This window comes from Streptomyces sp. NPDC027663, from assembly GCF_055566415.1.
This window is the reverse complement of record NZ_JBVHSK010000002.1, coordinates 226,684-244,494: the sequence shown is the minus strand read 5'-3', so window position 1 is coordinate 244,494 and position 17,811 is coordinate 226,684. Positions and strand designations below refer to the sequence as shown.

The 17,811-nt window shown below is 70.7% G+C and carries 15 protein-coding genes and 2 tRNA genes; 13 read left to right on the top strand and 4 right to left on the bottom strand.

Annotated features, from left to right (window positions below):
• Positions 1 to 131: 131 nt before the first annotated feature.
• From ACZ4SF_RS05980 to ACZ4SF_RS05965, 4 genes are all read left to right on the top strand, one after another.
• On the top strand, positions 132 to 737 hold the full coding sequence (locus tag ACZ4SF_RS05980) for a M48 metallopeptidase family protein (RefSeq protein ID WP_468378819.1): 606 nt from the start codon (positions 132 to 134) through the stop codon (positions 735 to 737).
• 134 nt (positions 738 to 871) lie between these two features.
• Positions 872 to 2,572, top strand: coding sequence for a TerD family protein (locus ACZ4SF_RS05975; protein ID WP_468378816.1), 1,701 nt, complete (start codon positions 872 to 874; stop codon positions 2,570 to 2,572).
• Positions 2,573 to 2,583: 11 nt separating this feature from the next.
• Positions 2,584 to 3,264, top strand: a complete 681-nt coding sequence (locus ACZ4SF_RS05970) for an AIM24 family protein (RefSeq protein WP_468378814.1) — start codon at positions 2,584 to 2,586, stop codon at positions 3,262 to 3,264.
• A 17-nt stretch (positions 3,265 to 3,281) separates the two neighbouring features.
• Positions 3,282 to 4,037, top strand: a complete 756-nt coding sequence (locus ACZ4SF_RS05965; protein WP_468378812.1) for an AIM24 family protein — start codon at positions 3,282 to 3,284, stop codon at positions 4,035 to 4,037.
• Between the two features lie 55 nt (positions 4,038 to 4,092).
• Here ACZ4SF_RS05965 and ACZ4SF_RS05960 read toward each other — a convergent pair whose 3' ends face one another.
• Positions 4,093 to 4,614 (bottom strand): NUDIX hydrolase, encoded by a 522-nt coding sequence (locus ACZ4SF_RS05960; protein ID WP_468378810.1) that lies wholly within the window; start codon positions 4,612 to 4,614, stop codon positions 4,093 to 4,095.
• On the bottom strand, positions 4,611 to 6,056 hold the full coding sequence (locus tag ACZ4SF_RS05955) for a zinc-dependent metalloprotease (RefSeq protein ID WP_468378807.1): 1,446 nt from the start codon (positions 6,054 to 6,056) through the stop codon (positions 4,611 to 4,613). The genes ACZ4SF_RS05960 and ACZ4SF_RS05955 overlap by 4 nt, the downstream gene beginning before the upstream one ends.
• Before the next feature lie 190 nt (positions 6,057 to 6,246).
• Here ACZ4SF_RS05955 and ACZ4SF_RS05950 point away from each other — a divergent pair, with 190 nt between their 5' ends.
• From ACZ4SF_RS05950 to ACZ4SF_RS05935, 4 genes are all read left to right on the top strand, one after another.
• Positions 6,247 to 7,359 carry an SDR family oxidoreductase gene (locus tag ACZ4SF_RS05950; RefSeq protein WP_468378804.1) on the top strand — a complete coding sequence of 371 codons (1,113 nt, stop codon included), beginning with the start codon at positions 6,247 to 6,249 and terminating at the stop codon, positions 7,357 to 7,359.
• Between the two features lie 130 nt (positions 7,360 to 7,489).
• Positions 7,490 to 7,951: a molybdenum cofactor biosynthesis protein MoaE gene (locus ACZ4SF_RS05945; RefSeq protein ID WP_468378802.1), complete on the top strand. Its 462-nt coding sequence runs from the start codon at positions 7,490 to 7,492 to the stop codon at positions 7,949 to 7,951.
• Positions 7,952 to 8,126: 175 nt separating this feature from the next.
• Complete coding sequence (locus ACZ4SF_RS05940; RefSeq protein ID WP_468378800.1) at positions 8,127 to 8,300, top strand: hypothetical protein; 174 nt, start codon at positions 8,127 to 8,129, stop codon at positions 8,298 to 8,300.
• A gap of 48 nt (positions 8,301 to 8,348) precedes the next feature.
• On the top strand, positions 8,349 to 9,446 hold the full coding sequence (locus ACZ4SF_RS05935) for a YlbL family protein (protein WP_468378797.1): 1,098 nt from the start codon (positions 8,349 to 8,351) through the stop codon (positions 9,444 to 9,446).
• A 101-nt stretch (positions 9,447 to 9,547) separates the two neighbouring features.
• Here the strand turns inward: ACZ4SF_RS05935 and ACZ4SF_RS05930 are convergent, their stop codons facing one another.
• Positions 9,548 to 10,090: a PPA1309 family protein gene (locus tag ACZ4SF_RS05930; protein ID WP_468378795.1), complete on the bottom strand. Its 543-nt coding sequence runs from the start codon at positions 10,088 to 10,090 to the stop codon at positions 9,548 to 9,550.
• Between the two features lie 164 nt (positions 10,091 to 10,254).
• Here ACZ4SF_RS05930 and ACZ4SF_RS05925 point away from each other — a divergent pair, with 164 nt between their 5' ends.
• From ACZ4SF_RS05925 to ACZ4SF_RS05910, 4 genes are all read left to right on the top strand, one after another.
• Positions 10,255 to 13,221, top strand: a complete 2,967-nt coding sequence (locus ACZ4SF_RS05925) for a UPF0182 family membrane protein (RefSeq protein WP_468380374.1) — start codon at positions 10,255 to 10,257, stop codon at positions 13,219 to 13,221.
• Between the two features lie 41 nt (positions 13,222 to 13,262).
• A tRNA-Met gene (locus ACZ4SF_RS05920) sits at positions 13,263 to 13,336 on the top strand.
• A gap of 205 nt (positions 13,337 to 13,541) precedes the next feature.
• Positions 13,542 to 15,353, top strand: a complete 1,812-nt coding sequence (locus ACZ4SF_RS05915; protein WP_468378792.1) for a tetratricopeptide repeat protein — start codon at positions 13,542 to 13,544, stop codon at positions 15,351 to 15,353.
• A gap of 156 nt (positions 15,354 to 15,509) precedes the next feature.
• Positions 15,510 to 15,583, top strand: a tRNA-Met gene (locus tag ACZ4SF_RS05910).
• A 124-nt stretch (positions 15,584 to 15,707) separates the two neighbouring features.
• On the opposite strand, the gene ACZ4SF_RS05905 is transcribed toward ACZ4SF_RS05910, so the two are convergent.
• Entirely contained in the window at positions 15,708 to 16,124 is a 417-nt protein-coding gene (locus ACZ4SF_RS05905; protein WP_468378790.1) for a Fur family transcriptional regulator, read from the bottom strand.
• A gap of 166 nt (positions 16,125 to 16,290) precedes the next feature.
• On the opposite strand from ACZ4SF_RS05905, the gene ACZ4SF_RS05900 reads away from it, so the two are divergent.
• On the top strand, positions 16,291 to 17,745 hold the full coding sequence (locus tag ACZ4SF_RS05900) for a catalase (RefSeq protein WP_468378788.1): 1,455 nt from the start codon (positions 16,291 to 16,293) through the stop codon (positions 17,743 to 17,745).
• Positions 17,746 to 17,811 lie beyond the last annotated feature (66 nt).

Below are 17,811 nucleotides of genomic sequence, written 5' to 3'. Positions count from 1 at the left end.
TCGTCAGTCGGGTGAACCCGTACAAAGCGCACCCGGGCAGCGGTCCTACGAATCAAACACTTGGCGGGGGTTCGGCAGCGAACCGTCCAGGAGCCGGGACTTTGCCCACGCTCACCGGGTAACGTCGGGGCGTGCCCGCCGACCCACTGCACCGCGCCGGAACGCCACAGCGCAGTACGACGAGCCAGCCGCCCAGCGGCTCGGGGGCGAGCGCGATCGAGGTCCGCAGGAGTGCCCGGCGCCGCCGGACGGTCTCCGCGTACCGCGAGGGCGATCGCACCGTCGTTCTGATCCCCGCCCGGATGTCGAAGGCGGAGGAGCAGCGCTGGGTGACCCTCATGCTCGACAAACTCGCTGCGCAGGAGAGCAAGCGGGTGCTGGGCGACGCCGAGCTGGCCGAGCGCGCCGAGCGGCTGTCGGCCCAGTACTTCGACGGCCGGGCCCGGCCCGTCTCCGTGCGCTGGGTGACCAACCAGAACACCCGCTGGGGCTCGTGCACCCCGGCCGAGGGCAGCATCCGGCTCTCGCACCGCCTGCAGGGGATGCCGGAGTACGTCGTCGACTACGTGCTCTGCCACGAGCTGGCGCATCTGCTGGTCCCCGGGCACGGGCCCGGCTTCTGGCGGCTGCTGGAGGCCTATCCGCGCACCGAGCGGGCCCGTGGCTACCTCGAAGGGGTCGTCGCGGCCGAGCGGTTGCCGCATGTGCCCGGCGCGCGCGGTGAGCGCGACGCCTGAGCATGCCGTGTGAGCGGCCGGGTGCGGTTGTGTACCGGGTCTGTACCGACGACGACCGGCTGGGGCCGATGCCGGTCTCAGCCGTTAGCCTGGCGCGACGCACTCACATTCGGGATGGGGGACGGTCGTAACGCATGGCCAGGGAATTCCAACGCGGCCACAAGGCCAGGATCAGTGACCTCACGGCGGGCACGGATCTGTACGTAGGCGTGCAGATCTCCGCCCCCGGACTGACCTTCGACATCAGCTGCTTCGGTCTGGACGCCGACGAGCGTCTCTCGGACGACCGGTACTTCGTCTTCTTCAACCAGCCGAAGTCGCCGGAGGAGTCCATCCAGCTGCTGGGTGCCCAGGCGGGTGACACGGAGTCGTTCCGGATCACGCTCGACCGGATCCCCGCGCACATCCGGAAGCTCTCCTTCACGGCGACCCTCGACGGGGCCGGGCAGATGTCGCAGATCGCCCCCGGCTACCTGCGGATCGTCGCGGGCGGCGAAGAGGTCGCCCGGTACTCGTTCCACGGCGCGGAGTTCTCCACCGAGCGGGCCGTGATGCTCGGTGACTTCTACTTCAAGGACGTGTGGCGGTTCGCCGCGGTCGGCCAGGGCTTCGACGGCGGTCTGGAGGCGCTGCTGAAGAACTTCGGCGGCGAGGTGGCCGAGGAGGAGACGCCCGCCGCACCCCAGCAGCCCCAGCCGCAGACCGGCGCGGCCCCCGGCTTCGCCCCGCCCGCCCAGGCCACGGCACCGCCCGCGTTCGGTGCTCCGCCCGCGCCCGCGCCCGCCCCGGCCCCGCAGCCCGCCCCGGCCCCGCAGGGCTTCGCCCCGCCGCCCGGCCACACCCCGCCCCCGGCGCCCGCGCCCAACGTGCACGGCGCCCCCACGGTCATCGCGCCCATGGCGCCGCCCGCCGGCGGCACCGTCCCGCCGCCGGCCGCGCCCCCGGCCCCCGCACCCGCGCCCTACGGCCAGCAGCCTCAGCAGCCCCCCTACGGCCAGCCGCCCCAGCAGCCGTCGTACGGTGGCCAGCCCGGCGCGCCGATGCCCCCGGGCTACGGCCAGCAGCCGGCCCCCCACGGCGGTCAGCCGACCCCGCCCATGCCGCCGGGCTACGGCCAGGTCCCCGGTCAGCAGGCCGCCCCCTACGGAGTGCCGCAGGGTGCGCCCCAGGGCGGTGCCGGGGTGACGGCCGCGCTCCAGGCGTTCAAGGAGACGCCGACCGGGCAGCGCTGGACGCAGCAGAACAAGAAGCTGGTCCGCGTCGACCTCGGCATCGGCGGCCAGCCGGTGCTGGCCCGGCAGGGCAGCATGGTGCTCTACCAGGGCAAGGTCGACTTCAGCTACAAGGGCGCCGGGTTCGCCGGGCGCATCGTCGGCAACGCCACCGGCCAGGAGATGCAGCTGATGCGCTGCACCGGCCAGGGCCAGGTGTTCCTCGCCGAGAACTCCACCCACCTGCACCCGGTCGAACTGCAGGGCGACGCCATCTGCGTGTCCGCCGAGAACGTCCTCGCCTTCGACGAGAGCCTGCAGTACGAGGTCCGCCGCATCGAAGGCCACGGCATCCCCGGCGGCGCGCTGTTCACCATGCAGTTCCAGGGCACCGGCACGATCGTCGTCAAGACGCACGGCACGCCCGTGGTGCTGCCGGTCACGCCGACCACCTTCGCCGACTGCAACGCCGTCGTCGCCTGGTCGGCCGCCTCGCAGGTGATCGTCTCCAGCCAGGTCCGGATGCGCCGCAACGCCTACCCCGGGGACACCGGCGAGAGCGTCAACCTCCAGTTCCGGGGCGCTCCCGGCAACTTCATCGTCGTCCAGCCGTACGAGGTCTGAGGGAGCCCGTCATGAACCAGCCGCTCGCGGGCTACGCCCCCGCACCCGTCACCGCCCGCATGGAGAACCACGGCAACCACATGCTGAAGGTCGCCCTGCAGACCGGGAACGACCTCCTTGCGCGCGTGGGCTCGATGGTCGCCTACGAGGGTTTCATCCAGTACGAGCCCAACCCGCCGGCCGTCCGCCAGATCGCCCGCGACTGGATCACCGGCGAGGGCGCCCCGCTGATGAAGTGCTCCGGCGACGGCCTGCTCTACCTCGCCGACTACGGCGCGAACGTCGTCGTCATCAACCTCAACGGCGACGGCATCTCCGTCAACGCCACCAATCTGCTCGCCTTCGACGCCCATCTCACCTGGGGCGTGGAGCGCGTCAAGGGGCTTGCGAAGTTCGCCGGGCAGGGCCTGTGGAACACGAAGATCTCCGGACAGGGCTGGGTCGCGCTGACCTCCCGGGGCAAGCCGATCGTCGTCGACTGCGGCGGCGGCGAGGACGAGACGTACGTCGACCCGGACGCGCTCGTCGCCTGGTCGCCGAACCTGAAGGTCAAGGGCAAGCGCAGCTTCAAGGCGCAGTCGCTGATCGGCCGTGGCAGCGGAGAGGCCTACCAGATGGCCTTCTCCGGCCAGGGCATCGTCGTCGTCCAGCCCAGCGAGGACAGCACCGACCGTCTCCGGTTCCGGGGCTGAGGGGGAGCCAGAACACCATGCAGAGCCCGCTTTTCGCCCACAACGACCAGCAGACCCAGGAGCGCTGGAGCCTGCAGAACAAGCAGATGCTCCGTGTCACCCTGGAGGGCCACGACGACATCCTCGCCCGCAAGGGCACCATGGTGGCCTATCAGGGCCTGGTCGAGTTCGACGCCGAGTACCGCAACAACAACCAGGCACGCGCGCGTGCACGCACCGGCGAGGGCCTGGACCTGATGCGCTGCCACGGACAGGGCACCGTCTACCTCGCCAACCTCGCCCAGCACGTGCACGTCATGGACGTCGAGCAGGACGGGCTGACCGTCGACAGCTCCTACGTCCTCGCCATGGACTCGTCGCTGCATCACGAGGTCATCGCCGTCGACAGCCTCTACGGCATCTCCGGCTCCGGGAAGTACCAGCTCAACATCACCGGCCGCGGCAAGGTCGCCCTGATGACCTCGGGCGCGCCGCTGCTGATGCAGGTCACCCCCGACAAGTACGTCAACTGCGACGCCGACGCGATCGTGGCCTGGTCGACCGGGCTGCGTGTGCAGATGCAGGCTCAGACGCATTCCTCCGGCGTGTGGCGCCGGCGCGGCAACACCGGTGAGGGCTGGGAGCTGAGCTTCATGGGCTCCGGTTTCGCGCTGGTGCAGCCCAGCGAGCTGCTGCCGCCGCAGAACGCGGTGATCGGGCAGGGGGTCGCCGCCCAGTTCGGCATGGGGCAGCAGGGGGCGCGCGGGCAGAACCAGGGCAACGTCTGGAGCTGACCGATCCGAGGACGGACGTGAGGGGCGACCGCTCGGGCGGTCGCCCCTCACACGTTCAGAGCCTGGCGCGCGTGGCCTCCAGCAGACGTACGACCGACTCGTCCGCCACGTCCGCCACCTCGTCGTAGCCGTACCAGCGCAGGTCGAGCGACTCGTCGCTGATCGCCTGCACCGCGCCGGGCGGGGCCAGGACGGCGTACTGGACGTCGAAGTGCCAGTGGCAGGGGGCCGGGATGGCATGCCGGTCCAGACGGACCGGGCCGCCGGGCAGCAGCGTCAGCCCGGCGATGCCGGACTCCTCGGTCGCCTCGCGCAGGGCCGCCGCCTCCAGCGAGGGGTCGCCCGGCTCGCAGTGGCCGCCCATCTGGAGCCACATCTGCAGCTTCCGGTGCAGGGTGAGCAGGACCCGGCCGCCCTCGGTGTCGATCACCATCGCGCTCGCCGTGACATGTCCGGCACCGCAGGCCTTCCACACACCGTCCGGGTGGGCCGTCAGATGGTCCAGGTAGGCCTGGCGCAGCTCTTCCTGGCCCTCGTACGCCTTCAGGGCGAGGACCACGTCGTCGTACAGGCTCACTCGGCGTCGTCGCCCTTGCTGTCGTCCTCGTCCTTCTTGTGCAGGTCCGGCTTGCCGTGCGAGCCGGACGCCGCCTCCCCGAGCATCTTGTCCAGTTCGGAGAAGTCCATGTGCTCGCGGTGGACGAAGCCGTCCGGGTCGTCCAGGTCGGTCGCGGTCGGCAGCATGTCCGGGTGGGCCCACAGGCCGTCCCGGCCCTCCACCCCGCGGGCGTCCGTCAGCGAGGCCCACAGGCGGGAGGCGTCGCGCAGACGGCGGGGGCGCAGCTCCAGGCCGATCAGCGTGGCGAACGTCTGCTCCGCGGGGCCGCCGGTGGCACGGCGGCGGCGCAGCGTCTCGCGCAGGGCGTCGGCGGACGACAGGCGGGGCTTCGCGGCGGCGTGGACCACCGCGTCCACCCAGCCCTCCACGAGCGCCAGAGCGGTTTCCAGCCGGGCCAGGGCGGCCTTCTGCTCGGGCGTGTCCTCCGGCTGGAACATGCCCTGCTGGAGCGCGTCCTGCAGCTGCTCGGGGTTCTGCGGGTCGAACTGGCCGACCACGTCCTCCAGCTTGGCCGTGTCGACCTTGATCCCGCGCGCATAGCCGTCGACCGCGCCGAACAGGTGCGAGCGCAGCCACGGCACGTGCGCGAACAGGCGCTGGTGGGCGGCCTCGCGCAGGGCCAGGTACAGCCGCACCTCCTCCTGCGGCACGCCCAGGTCCTTGCCGAACGCCTCCACGTTGGCCGGGAGCAGGGCGGCCTTGCCGGCCGGGCCCAGCGGCAGGCCGATGTCGGTCGAACCGACGACCTCGCCCGCGAGCACGCCGACGGCCTGCCCGATCTGCGTGCCGAACATGGCGCCGCCCATCGAGCGCATCATGCCGATCAGCGGGCCCGCCATGGCCTGCATCTCCTCCGGCAGCACGTCGCCCATGGCCGCGCCGACCCGCTCGGCGACCGGGTCGACCAGCTCCTGCCAGGCCGGCAGGGTCGCCTCGACCCACTCCGCGCGCGACCAGGCCACCGCCGAGCCGGAGCCCGACGGCAGGGACGTCGCGTCGTCCAGCCACAGGTCGGCCAGGCGGACGGCCTCCTCGACCGCCCTGCGCTCGGCGGGGCCGACGCTGGCGTCCTTCGTGCCGTCCGCGGTGCCCTGGGAGACCGTCTGGCGGGCGATCTGCTTGGCCATGTCCCAGTTCACCGGCCCGCCCTCGTACGAAAGCATCTGGCCCAGTTGCTGGAACGCCGCGCCCAGGTCGGTGGGGTTCAGGGAACCGAACATGGCTGCGAGCGGGTTGTCGGCACCGGGGCCGCCAAAGCCTCCGGCTCCGGGCAGGCCGCCGAAACCGAACGGATTGGCCGGTCCCTGCCCACCACCGCTCTGCTGGTCCTTCTTCTTGCCCTCGTCGCCGTCTTCCGGCTCCTCCGGCGGAAGGCCGAAACCGAATGGGGTGTCACTCACGGGATTCCTCGGCTGGTAAGGCCACCGGTTGCTCCGGCGGCGCGGCTGCCCGACAACACCACCCAGCGTAGACACCTGAACCCGATCGGGCCTCGGTGCTTCGCCCACGGAAGGCCTGCGGCAGGATGGATGCACCTGGTACGTACGCGTCACTCGCGCCCGTATTGAAGACAACCGCTGGAGACGCCCGGTGAGTTCCCCAGATCCGCAGGTTCGCGCAGCGCGAAACCCTTCAACCCCTCCCGCCGTGCGCGGGCCCGTCGTCGCGGTGACCGGCGCAGCGACCGGGGTCGGCGCCCTGCTCACCGAGCGGCTCGCCGCGTCGGAGGAGATCAGACAGGTCCTCGCCATCGACGAGCGGCGCGGCGAGTGCGCCGACGCGCAGTGGCACATCCTCGACGTCCGCGACCCCGCGATCGCGGACAAGCTGCGGGGCGCCGACGTGGTCGTCCACCTCGCGCTCGACCTCGATCTGGAGACCGATCCGGCGGCGCGCACCGCTTACAACGTCCGGGGGACACAGACCGTCCTGACGGCCGCCGCGGCGGCCGGCGTGCACCGGGTGGTGCTGTGCACCTCGACGATGGTCTACGGGGCGCTGCCGGACAACGAGCTGCCGCTGTCGGAGGACGCCGAGCTGCGCGCGACCGCCGAGGCCACCGGCGTCGGCGACCTGCTGGAGATCGAGCGGCTGGCGCGGCGCGCGCCCCGGGCCCACCCCGGGCTGAACGTCACCGTGGTGCGGCCCGCGGTGCTGGTGGGCGGCACCGACACCGCCCTGACCCGCTACTTCGAGTCGCCGCGGCTGCTCGTCGTCGCCGGGTCGCGGCCCGCGTGGCAGTTCTGCCACGTGGAGGATCTGTGCAGCGCCCTGGAGTACGCCGTACTGGAGAAGGTCGACGGGGAACTGGCCGTCGGCTGCGACGGGTGGCTGGAGCAGGAGGAGGTCGAGGAGCTGAGCGGGATCCGGCGGATGGAGCTGCCGTCCGCGGTCGCCCTGGGCGCAGCGGCGCGGCTGCACCGGATCGGGCTCACTCCGTCCCCGGCCGGGGACCTGGCGTACACGATGTACCCCTGGGTGGTCAGCGGGAGCCGGCTGCACGATGCCGGGTGGCGGCCGAAGTGGACCAACGAGGAGGTGCTCGCGGAGCTGCTGGAGGAGGTGTCCGGGCGGCACACGGTGGCCGGGCGGCGGCTGGGACGCAAGGACGCGACGGCCGCGGGTGCGGCGGGCGCGACGGTGGCGCTGCTCGGCGCTGCCGCTGTGGTCCGGCGGGCCCGGAAGGCCCGCCGGCGGGTGTGAGGTGCCGGGCGCCCGGGCGGTGGGATCGCTCAGCAGCCGCGTTCTCTGTAGGACACTCCAAACGCCCCCGCGCGCGTGACTGGTGAATCTCGCATTCCCTCCGGTCGGGGGCGTGCGGCACGATGGACGCATGGCACTCACGAACGACCACCCCGGTGAGCAGGCGGCGCAGGAGCCCATCAAGCTGATCGCCATCCGGGAGAGCGCGCTCTCCGTGGACGAGGTGTTCCAGGCCGTCGGGGACCACGCGGCCGGCGGCATCGCCCTGTTCGTGGGGACCGTGCGGAACCACGACGAGGGTGCCGATGTGGACGCGCTCGGGTATTCGTGCCATCCCAGTGCCGAGGCCGAGATGCGGCGGATCGCCGAAAAGGTCGTCGCGGACTACCCCGTGCGGGCGCTGGCCGCCGTCCACCGGGTGGGGGACCTCGGGGTCGGGGATCTCGCCGTGGTCGTCGCCGTGGCCTGCGCGCACCGCGGGGAGGCGTTCGAGGCCTGCCGCAAGCTGATCGACGACCTCAAGCACGAGGTGCCCATCTGGAAGCACCAGAAGTTCTCGGACGGCACCGAGGAGTGGGTCGGCGCCTGCTGATCCCCGAGAAGCGGCCCCTGCCCCGATCGGCGCCCCCCGGTCCTCCGTTTGCGTCACACGGGGCGCACGGTCCCCTCCGGTTGCGTAACCGGCACCCTAGCGTGAGCGTTGTCCGTGCGGATGGTTAATCTGCTGATCAGTCAGTTGCGGACGCTCATGGCGTATGGAGGTCGGCATGGCGGTGCTTGTCTGGCTGCTGATTCCGCTTGTGGCTGCGATCGGCGGCGGACTCTGGGGCAGTTGGGCCAACCGGACGCGCAAGGCGCGCGGTGACGGCCCTGAGCTGGACGGATACGCCCGGTTCCGCGAAGCCATGGAGAAGCCCCACCCGGGAGCGGGCGGAGCCTGACGGCAGCCCTGACGGTGCGCTGACAGCGGCGTCCCGTACTGTCGATGCATGCCACGCCGCACCGCGACGATGCTCGCCTCCACCCTGATGCTGATCGCGCTCCTGTGCGCGGGAGTGCTCATCCCCGTGCCGTACTCGGAGATGTCTCCCGGCCCGACCGTGAACACGCTGGCGGAGCACGGCGGCGAGCCGGTGCTGCAGATCTCGGGGCACAAGACCTATCCGACGGACGGCCACCTGAACATGACCACCGTCCGGGTCACCAGCGCGGACTACCGGATGAACCTGGTCGAGGCGGTCTACGGCTGGCTGGCGCACGACAGCAAGATCGTCCCGCACGACACGCTGTACCCCGACGGCAAGACCGAGGAGCAGTCCACCCAGGAGAACGCGGAGGAGTTCAGCCAGTCCCAGGAGAGCGCCAAGGTCGCCGCCCTGAAGGAACTGGGCATCCCGGTGAAGTCCTGGGTGATCGTCTCCACGGTCGTGAAGGACTCCCCGGCCGAGGGCAAGCTGCACGCCGGTGACGTGATCAAGGCGGTCGACGGCGCGGCCGTGAAGCAGCCCTCCGACGTCGCCAAGTTCGTCACCAAGCACAAGCCCGGGCAGAACGTCGTCTTCACCGTCGTCCCGGTCAAGGAACAGGCAGCCGCGGAGAAGGCGAACCGGACGGCGACCAAGACGCAGAACATCACCATCCCCACGGCGACCTCGGACGACAGCGGCGTCAAGCGGGCCATCGTCGGCATCTCCGCCGGGACCGACCACACCTTCCCGTTCACCATCGACATCAAGCTCGCCGACGTCGGCGGCCCCAGCGCCGGTCTGATGTTCGCGCTCGGCATCTACGACAAGCTCACCCCGGGCAGCCTCACCGGCGGCAAGTTCGTCGCCGGCACCGGCACCATCGACGACAACGGCACGGTCGGCCCGATCGGCGGCATCGAGATGAAGACCGTCGGCGCCCGCGAGAAGGGCGCGCGCTACTTCCTGACGCCCGCCGACAACTGCGCGGCCGCCGCCAAGGACACCCCGGGCGGGCTCACCCTGGTCAAGGTCAAGAAGATCGGGGACGCGCTCGACGCGCTGAAGGACATCCGCAGCGGGAACACCGCCGACCTGCCGAAATGCACCACCAAGGGCTGAGCGGTCCGGGACAACGGCCGGGGACGCTCCCCGGGCATGCCGGCCGGGGGCGCTCCCCGGGTGTCAGGGGCGCCCCCGTCGCCGTACCGCGGCGGGCGGGATCAGTCCGCGAACGTCGCCGCCAGCGCCTCCGCGAGGCCCGGCACCAGGTCGGGGCCGGTCAGGACCTCCGTCGGGGAGTCCTTCTCACGCAGCCGCAGCGCCGACTCGCGGCTGCCGTCGCGCAGCACCGCCACCGTCATGCGGACCTCCTGGCGCTCGGGGTGCTGGGCCACCCACTTGGCGAGCCTGGTGTCGTCCAGCCCGGAGGGGACCTGCGCCTCGGCGGACGGCGGCAGCATCAGGCGCTCCACGGTGAGCGCGCAGCCGACGACCGCGTCGGGCCAGGCGATGGTGCCGAGGAACTCGTCCAGCGGCTTGGCGGACGAGATCTCCTCCTGCTCGATCGGGGTGAGACCGGCGGTCTCGGACTCGTCCTGCAGGCCCAGCTGGGCCGCGAGCGAAGGTTCCTGAGCCCGCAGCCGTGCGGTGTCTACGAGGGCGAAGAGGCGAGCGGGCCGGTCCCAGCCGAGGCCGGAGACGTACTCGTCGATCTCGAGTACGGCCCGGGTGAGCGGGCTCGCTGCCATGGGAGTGTTGGACATGGTCACAATCCTGCCTCGTTCCCGGCCGGAATCGGGAACCGAGTAAACCGTGAGTAAGTTGCATAGGTGTGGGCCCGCGATCACGGGGGGCCACGGCGGGCCCGCGAACCCGAGGGTCTGACGGATCGACAGCGAACTTCGAGGTGCGCACCTTGGCTTTCCAGATGCCGGACCGCGGTGGAGGCCCGACAGGGCCGCGGATCAGAGCGGGCCGCCCGTCCCGGCGCGTTCGGACCCTGCTCGTGACACTGGGCGTCCTTGCCGTTCTCGGCATGGCGTTCACCATGTTCGCGGGGTTCTGGACGGACTGGCTGTGGTACCGGTCGGTGCACTACTCGTCCGTGTTCACCACCACCCTGTCCACCAAGATCGGGCTGTTCTTCGTCTTCGGCCTGCTGATGGCGCTCGCGGTCGGCTTCAACATCTGGCTCGCGCACCGGCTGCGGCCCCCGCTGAGCGCCATGTCCATGGAGCAGCAGAGCCTCGACCGGTACCGGATGGGCATCGCGCCGTACAAGAAGTGGCTGCTGCTCGCGTTGACCTCCCTCGTCGGGCTCATCGCCGGTGCCTCGGCGTCGGGCCAGTGGCGGACCTGGCTGATGTGGGTCAACGGCGTGCCCTTCCACCAGCAGGACCCGCAGTTCCACCTCGACGTCTCGTTCTACGCCTTCGATCTGCCCTGGTACCGGTTCCTGCTGGGCTTCGGCTTCGCCACGGCCATCCTGTGCCTGATCGCCGCCGCGCTCACCCACTACCTGTACGGCGGACTGCGCGTCACGAGCCCCGGCGCGCGGGCCACCGCCGCCGCGACCGGCCACCTGTCGGTGCTGCTCGGCCTCTTCGTGGCCCTGAAGGCGGTCGCCTACTGGCTCGACCGGTACGGGCTCGCCGTGAAGTCCAGCGACTTCAAGGCGACCGACAACTGGACCGGCCTGCGCTACGTCGACGCCAACGCCTACCTGCAGGCGAAGACGATCCTGTTCTGCATCGCCCTCATCTGCGCGCTGCTGTTCTTCGCCACCCTCTGGCGGCGTACCTGGCAGCTGCCGGTCATCGGCTTCGGCCTGATGGTCCTGTCGGCGATCCTGATCGGCGGCCTGTACCCGGCCATCGTGCAGAAGTTCCAGGTCGAGCCGAACGAGCAGGCCAAGGAAGCGCCGTACGTCCAGAAGAACCTCAAGGCGACCCGTGAGGCGTACGGCATCGACGACGCCGAGATCACCGAGTACTCGGGCAAGTCCGCGACCCCGGACAAGACCGCACTGCGCGACAAGGTCGACGACACGGCCAGCATCCGCATCATGGACCCGAACGTCGTCTCGCCGACGTTCCAGCAGCTCCAGCAGATGAAGGGCTACTACGGGTTCCCGACCAACCTCGACGTCGACCGGTACCCGAAGGACGGCGACGAGCAGGACACCGTCCTCGGTCTGCGTGAGCTGAATCTGGACGGCATCCCGAAGAACAACTGGATCAACGACCACTTCCGCTACACGCACGGCTTCGGCGTGGTCGCCGCCAAGGGCACCGAGGCCGACGCCAAGGGCCGGCCGGTCTTCACCGAGAAGAACCTGCCGTCCCAGGGCGACCTCGGGTCCTACGAGCAGCGGGTCTACTACGGCGAGAAGACCTCCACGTACTCGATCGTCGGAGGACCCCAGAAGGAGGTCGACTACTCCGACAACGAGCGCGAGGAGACCACCAGCTACAAGGGCAAGAGCGGGGTCAACCTCGACAACCCGCTCAACCGGGCCGCATACGCGGTGGCGTTCAACGAACCGCAGATCCTCTACTCGGGCGCGATCGGCAAGGGCTCGCGGATCCTGTACAACCGCACGCCCAAGGAGCGCGTGGAGGCGGTCGCCCCCTGGCTGACCATCGACGGCGACGCCTACCCGGCCGTGGTGAACCACCGGATCCAGTGGATCGTGGACGCGTACACGACCACGAACGGCTACCCGTACGCCTCCCGGACGACCCTCGGTGACACGACGGCCGACTCGCTGACCGCGAACAACGACTCCCGTGCCGTCGTGGCGCAGCAGAACCAGGTCAACTACATCCGCAACTCGGTGAAGGCGACCGTCGACGCGTACACCGGCGACGTCAAGCTCTACCAGTGGGACACCAAGGACCCGGTGCTGAAGACCTGGATGAAGGCCTTCCCCGGCACCGTCGAGCCCCGCTCGGACATCTCCGCGGAGCTGATGGCCCACCTCCGCTACCCGCAGGACCTGTTCAAGGTCCAGCGCGAGCTGCTCACCCGCTACCACGTGCCGGACGCGCAGACGTTCCTCAGCGGCAGCGAGGTCTGGGAGGTCCCGGACGACCCGACCAACGACTCGGGCAGTGCGGTGCCGCCGTACTACCTGAGCATGAAGATGCCGGGCCAGAACATCAAGGCGTTCTCGCTGACGACCACGCTCACGCCCAACGGACGGGACAACCTCAGCGCCTTCATGGCCGTCGACTCCGACCCGCGCACCGGCGACTACGGCAAGATCAGAGTCCTGAAGCTGCCGACGAGCACGACCGTCGACGGCCCCAAGCAGGTCCAGAGCCAGTTCAACTCCGAATCGGACATCGCCGAGACCATCAGCCTGCTCAGCCGAGGGCATTCGAAGGTCGAGTACGGCAATCTGCTGACCGTGCCGCTCGACGGGGGACTGCTGTACGCGGAGCCCGTCTACGTCCGCGGTGGTTCCCTCAAGTACCCGTTGCTGAGGAAGGTCCTGGTCACCTACGAGGGCAAGACCGCCTTCAAGAACACCCTGGACGAGGCGCTCAACGAGGTGTTCGGGGTGCAGAGTTCGACCAGGCCGCCGGACACCGGCGCCACCAACCCTCCCGACACCGGCAATCCGACGGTCAAGCAGGCACTGCAAGAGGCCCAGAAGGCGTTCGACGCCGGGCAGCAGGCGCTGAAGGACGGACCGGACTGGGACGCGTACGCCAAGGCGCAGAAGGATCTGCAGGACGCGCTGAAGCGCGCCGAGGCGGCACAGTCCGACGCCGACAAGGCCGGCAAGGCCGATGGTGCCGACAAGAACGGCGACAAGGCGAGCGACGAGAACGGCGACAAGACGAGCGACGAGAACGGCGACAAGACGAGCGACAAGAACGGGAGTTGATCAAGGGCCCTCCGTGGCGTGGTACGGTTGACGTGCAACGGCGCGGGGTGGAGCAGCTCGGTAGCTCGCTGGGCTCATAACCCAGAGGTCGCAGGTTCAAATCCTGTCCCCGCTACTGAAGTCGAAGGCCCGGATCCGACAAGGATCCGGGCCTTCGTGGTGTGCGAACTCATGTGCTGAGGGGAGGGACGGCCGCGCCGGCGTGGGTAGTTGGGCGGTGTGTGTTTGACTTGTCTCCCTGTGGGCATGTCGACAAAACGCTGAAGTGACCTCACGGGCTGCGGTATACCGGGTGTACCCAGGTTGCAGGTGGTGCGACGATGGACGTTATGGGGGACAAGGCAACTCTGTTCGAGACAGGGCGATTTGTGCAGCCTTCCGGTACAGAGCCGGCCCGCGACGAAATGGTGGACATGGGGGAAGCCGCCGAGGAGACGCGTCTCGCGGTCGCCGCGCAGAGCGGTGACGCCGAAGCGGCGAGCGTCCTCGGGGCCATGCTGCTGCGCCGCGGTGACCTCGACGGAGCCGAACCCCACCTGCGCGCCGCCACCGCGGCCGGTGACCGGGCCGCCGCCAACAACCTGGGCGTCCTGCTGCACCAGCGCGGCTACCCCGAGGAAGCGGCCGGCTGGTGGCGGATCGCCGCCGTCGCCGGTTCCGCTGCCGCCGCGCACGCACTGGGCCGCCACCACCGCGAGCGCGGTGACGAGCCGGCCGCCGAGTACTGGCTGCGCCAGTCCGCCGAGCAGGGTCATGCCCTCGGTGCCTACGCGCTTGCCGACCTGCTGGAGCACCGCGGGGACGTCGGTGCCGAGCACTGGATGCGGGCCGCCGCCGAGCGGGGGCACCGGGAGGCCGCCTACCGGCTGGCGCGCGCTCTCGACGGCAAGTCAGGGCAGGGGGAGGAGACCGCCGCTGACAACGCTGTCGCGGAGGCCGAGCAGTGGTACCGGCAGGCCGCCGCGCGCGGACACCGGCGGGCCGCGCTGCACCTCGGGGCGATCCTGGAGAAGCGCGGGGAACTGAAGGAGGCCGGGCGCTGGTATCTGACCTCCGCCAAGGACGGCGAGCCGCGGGCCGCCTGTGCCCTCGGCTTCCTGCTGCGCGACGCCGGCGACACCGAGAGCGCGGCCGTGTGGTGGCTGCGGGCTGCCCAGGAGGGCGACGGCAACGCCGCCAACGCGCTGGGCGCGCTGCACGCCGAGCGGGGGGAGACCCAGACCGCCGAGCGCTGGTACCGGGCCGCGCTGGACGCCGGTGACGACAACGGGGCGTACAACCTCGGGCTGCTCAGCGCCGAGCAGGGGCGGACCGCACAGGCCGAGCAGTGGTACCGGCGGGCCGCCTACGCCGGGCACCGGGAGGCCGCGAACGCGCTCGCCATCCTGTTGCTGCAGGGCGGCGACACGACCGGTGCGGAGCCGTGGTTCTCCAAGGCCGCGGAAGCCGGGAGCGTGGACGCGGCGTTCAACCTCGGCATCCTCTACGCGGGACGCGACGAGGAGACGACGGCCCTGCGCTGGTACGAGCAGGCGGCTGCCGCCGGGCACACCGAGGCCGCGCTGCAGGTCGGGATCGCCCGGCTGCGTGAGGGCGACGAGCCGGAGGCCGAACGGCACCTGCGCTGGGCGGCGGGCGGCGGCAGCGCGGAGGGCGCGTACCGGCTGGCCGCCCTGCTGGATGCGCGCCGGCCGCCGGAGCCGGCCCATGAGCTGGGGGAGGTCGTGCACGAGAAGGCCGAGTGCGAGGAGTGGTACGAGCGGGCCGCCTCGCAGGGGCACCGCCGGGCGCAGGTGCGGGTCGGCATGCTCGCGGCGGCGCGGGGTGATGTCGTCGAGGCGGCGCGGTGGTACCGGGCGGCGGCCGAGGCCGGGTCGCGCAACGGCGCCTTCAATCTGGGACTGCTGCTCGCCCGCGAGGGGAGCGAGCCGGAGGCGGCGGTGTGGTGGGCCCGGGCCGCCGACGCCGGGCATGGCCGGGCGGCACTGCGGCTGGCCCTTGTCTACGCGCGTCGCGGCGAGCTGGCGGAGGGGCAGAGGTGGGCCGACCGGGCGGTGGCACTGGGGCCGGCGGAGGTGGCCGAGCGGGCGGGGCGGTTGCGGGACGCGCTGCGAGAGGAACTGTCGGCGTGAGGTGAGCGTGGTCGCGAGGCGCTCCGCTGCGGAGCGTGGTCGCGAGGCGCTCCACTGCGGACGGCCGGGGTCCGGCCGTCCGCCCCCGCTCGCAGGAGCACGTCGCCAAGCGATTTGCATCCGGGCACCCGCCTCACGTAATGTCGTGTTCACCGACGCGGGGTGGAGCAGCTCGGTAGCTCGCTGGGCTCATAACCCAGAGGTCGCAGGTTCAAATCCTGTCCCCGCTACTGAAGGCCGAGGGCCGGAATCCAGAGATGGGTTCCGGCCCTCGGTGTTTGTGTACGCACACGAGGCGCCCGCGGATACGCGAAGAGCCCCGGCGGATGCCGGGGCTCCAGGGAAGCGAGTGGGCTACGCGCCCGCGCAGTCCGGGCACAGCCCCCGGTACGTCACCTCGACGTCCGACACCGTGAAGCCGAAGCGCTCGGTGGCGGGGAGGTCGGCGAGCGGGTTGCCCGTCGGGTGGACGTCGCGGATCGCGCCGCACCGGGCGCAGACCAGGTGGTGGTGCGGCTGGTGTGCGTTCGGGTCGTACCGCTTGGCGCGCTTGTCCGTCGTGACTTCCAGTACTTCGCCGAGGGAGACCAGCTCGCCCAGCGTGTTGTAGACGGTCGCCCGGGAGATCTCCGGCAGCTTCGCGACGGCCCTCGCATGGACCTCGTCGGCCGTCAGATGGACGTGCTCGCCGTTCAGGACCTCGGCCACCACGCGTCGCTGCGCGGTCATCCGCCATCCGCGTCCACGCAGCCGTTCCAGAAGGTCGCTCATGGCCACCAGCGTAACAGGAAGGGGGACCAGGTCGGGAATAGGTGTGACTTTGGATCGACGTTTGACTTAGACAAAGTCCATTGTAGGATCGGGACCGGATTTGGTTACAGGACAGGACTGGTCAGTGATCACAGAGAACTGACCGGCGATGACACAGGAGGCGCACGTGTCGCAGGGACCGCTCACCACGGAGGCCGGGGCTCCGGTCGCCGACAACCAGAACAGCGAGACGGCGGGCGTCGGTGGGCCGGTCCTGGTCCAGGACCAGTTGCTGCTGGAGAAGCTGGCCCACTTCAACCGGGAGCGCATCCCGGAGCGCGTGGTGCACGCCCGCGGCGCCGGCGCCTACGGCACCTTCACCGTGACCGCCGACGTCACGCCGTACACGCGCGCCGCGTTCCTCTCCCAGGTCGGCAAGGAGACCGAGGTCTTCCTGCGCTTCTCGACCGTGGCCGGCAACCTGGGCGCCGCGGACGCCGTCCGCGACCCGCGTGGTTTCGCGCTGAAGTTCTACACCGAAGAGGGCAACTACGACCTCGTCGGGAACAACACCCCGGTCTTCTTCATCCGGGACGCGATCAAGTTCCCGGACTTCATCCACACCCAGAAGCGCGACCCGTACACCGGCAGCACGGAAGCCGACAACGTCTGGGACTTCTGGTCGCTGTCGCCGGAGTCGACCCACCAGGTGACCTGGCTCTTCGGTGACCGCGGCATCCCGGCGTCGTACCGCCACATGGACGGCTTCGGCTCGCACACCTTCCAGTGGAGCAACGAGGCCGGAGAGGTCTTCTGGGTCAAGTACCACTTCAAGACCGACCAGGGGATCAAGAACCTCACGGCCGAGGAGGCCGAGGTCCTCGCGGGCAAGGACCCCGACTCGCACCAGCGCGACCTGCGCGAGGCGATCGAGCGCGGCGAGTTCCCGAGCTGGACCGTGGGCGTACAGATCATGCCTGCGGCGGACGCGGCGACGTACCGCTTCAACCCGTTCGACCTGACCAAGGTCTGGCCGCACGCGGACTACCCGGTCATCGAGATCGGCACGCTGGAGCTGAACCGCAACCCGCAGAACGTCTTCGCCGAGGTCGAGCAGTCGGTCTTCTCCCCGGCGCACTTCGTGCCCGGCATCGGCCCGTCGCCCGACAAGATGCTCCAGGGCCGGCTCTTCGCCTACGGCGACGCGCACCGCTACCGCGTCGGCATCAACGCCGACCATCTGCCGGTGAACCGCCCGCACGCCACCGAGGCGCGCACCAACTCCCGGGACGGCCACCTCTACGACGGCCGGCACGGCGGGGCGAAGAACTACGAGCCGAACAGCTTCGGCGGGCCGCGGCAGACCGGCCGCCCGCTGTGGCAGCCGTTCGACGGATTCGCGGGCGGCACTGGCAACCACCCGACCCCGGTGCACGCGGAGGACGACGACTTCGTGCAGGCGGGCAACCTCTACCGGCTGATGTCGGAGGAGGAGAAGGAGCGGCTGGTCGCCAACCTGGCGGGCGCCATGGCGCCGGTCACGCGCGCGGACATCGTCGAGCGGGCGATCGGTAACTTCGCCGGCGCCGACGCCGACTTCGGCAAGCGGCTGGAGGCGGCGGTGCGGGCGCTGCGCGGCTGAGCCGGCCGCCTTCGCGGCTGGGCGGGCCGGACCCCACGGTGCTCGGGGTCCGGCCCGCTTCGCAGG

What these genes read in the sequence shown, in the direction of transcription:
- ACZ4SF_RS05925 (WP_468380374.1), top strand. Translation starts at nt 10,255, where the DNA reads ATGCCGGACCGCGGTGGAGGCCCGACAGGGCCGCGGATCAGAGCGGGC.
- ACZ4SF_RS05940 (WP_468378800.1), top strand. Translation starts at nt 8,127, where the DNA reads ATGGCGGTGCTTGTCTGGCTGCTGATTCCGCTTGTGGCTGCGATCGGC.
- ACZ4SF_RS05930 (WP_468378795.1), bottom strand. Translation starts at nt 10,090, where the DNA reads ATGTCCAACACTCCCATGGCAGCGAGCCCGCTCACCCGGGCCGTACTC.
- ACZ4SF_RS05970 (WP_468378814.1), top strand. Translation starts at nt 2,584, where the DNA reads ATGAACCAGCCGCTCGCGGGCTACGCCCCCGCACCCGTCACCGCCCGC.
- ACZ4SF_RS05905 (WP_468378790.1), bottom strand. Translation starts at nt 16,124, where the DNA reads ATGAGCGACCTTCTGGAACGGCTGCGTGGACGCGGATGGCGGATGACC.
- ACZ4SF_RS05975 (WP_468378816.1), top strand. Translation starts at nt 872, where the DNA reads ATGGCCAGGGAATTCCAACGCGGCCACAAGGCCAGGATCAGTGACCTC.
- ACZ4SF_RS05935 (WP_468378797.1), top strand. Translation starts at nt 8,349, where the DNA reads ATGCCACGCCGCACCGCGACGATGCTCGCCTCCACCCTGATGCTGATC.
- ACZ4SF_RS05915 (WP_468378792.1), top strand. Translation starts at nt 13,542, where the DNA reads ATGGACGTTATGGGGGACAAGGCAACTCTGTTCGAGACAGGGCGATTT.
- ACZ4SF_RS05965 (WP_468378812.1), top strand. Translation starts at nt 3,282, where the DNA reads ATGCAGAGCCCGCTTTTCGCCCACAACGACCAGCAGACCCAGGAGCGC.
- ACZ4SF_RS05945 (WP_468378802.1), top strand. Translation starts at nt 7,490, where the DNA reads ATGGCACTCACGAACGACCACCCCGGTGAGCAGGCGGCGCAGGAGCCC.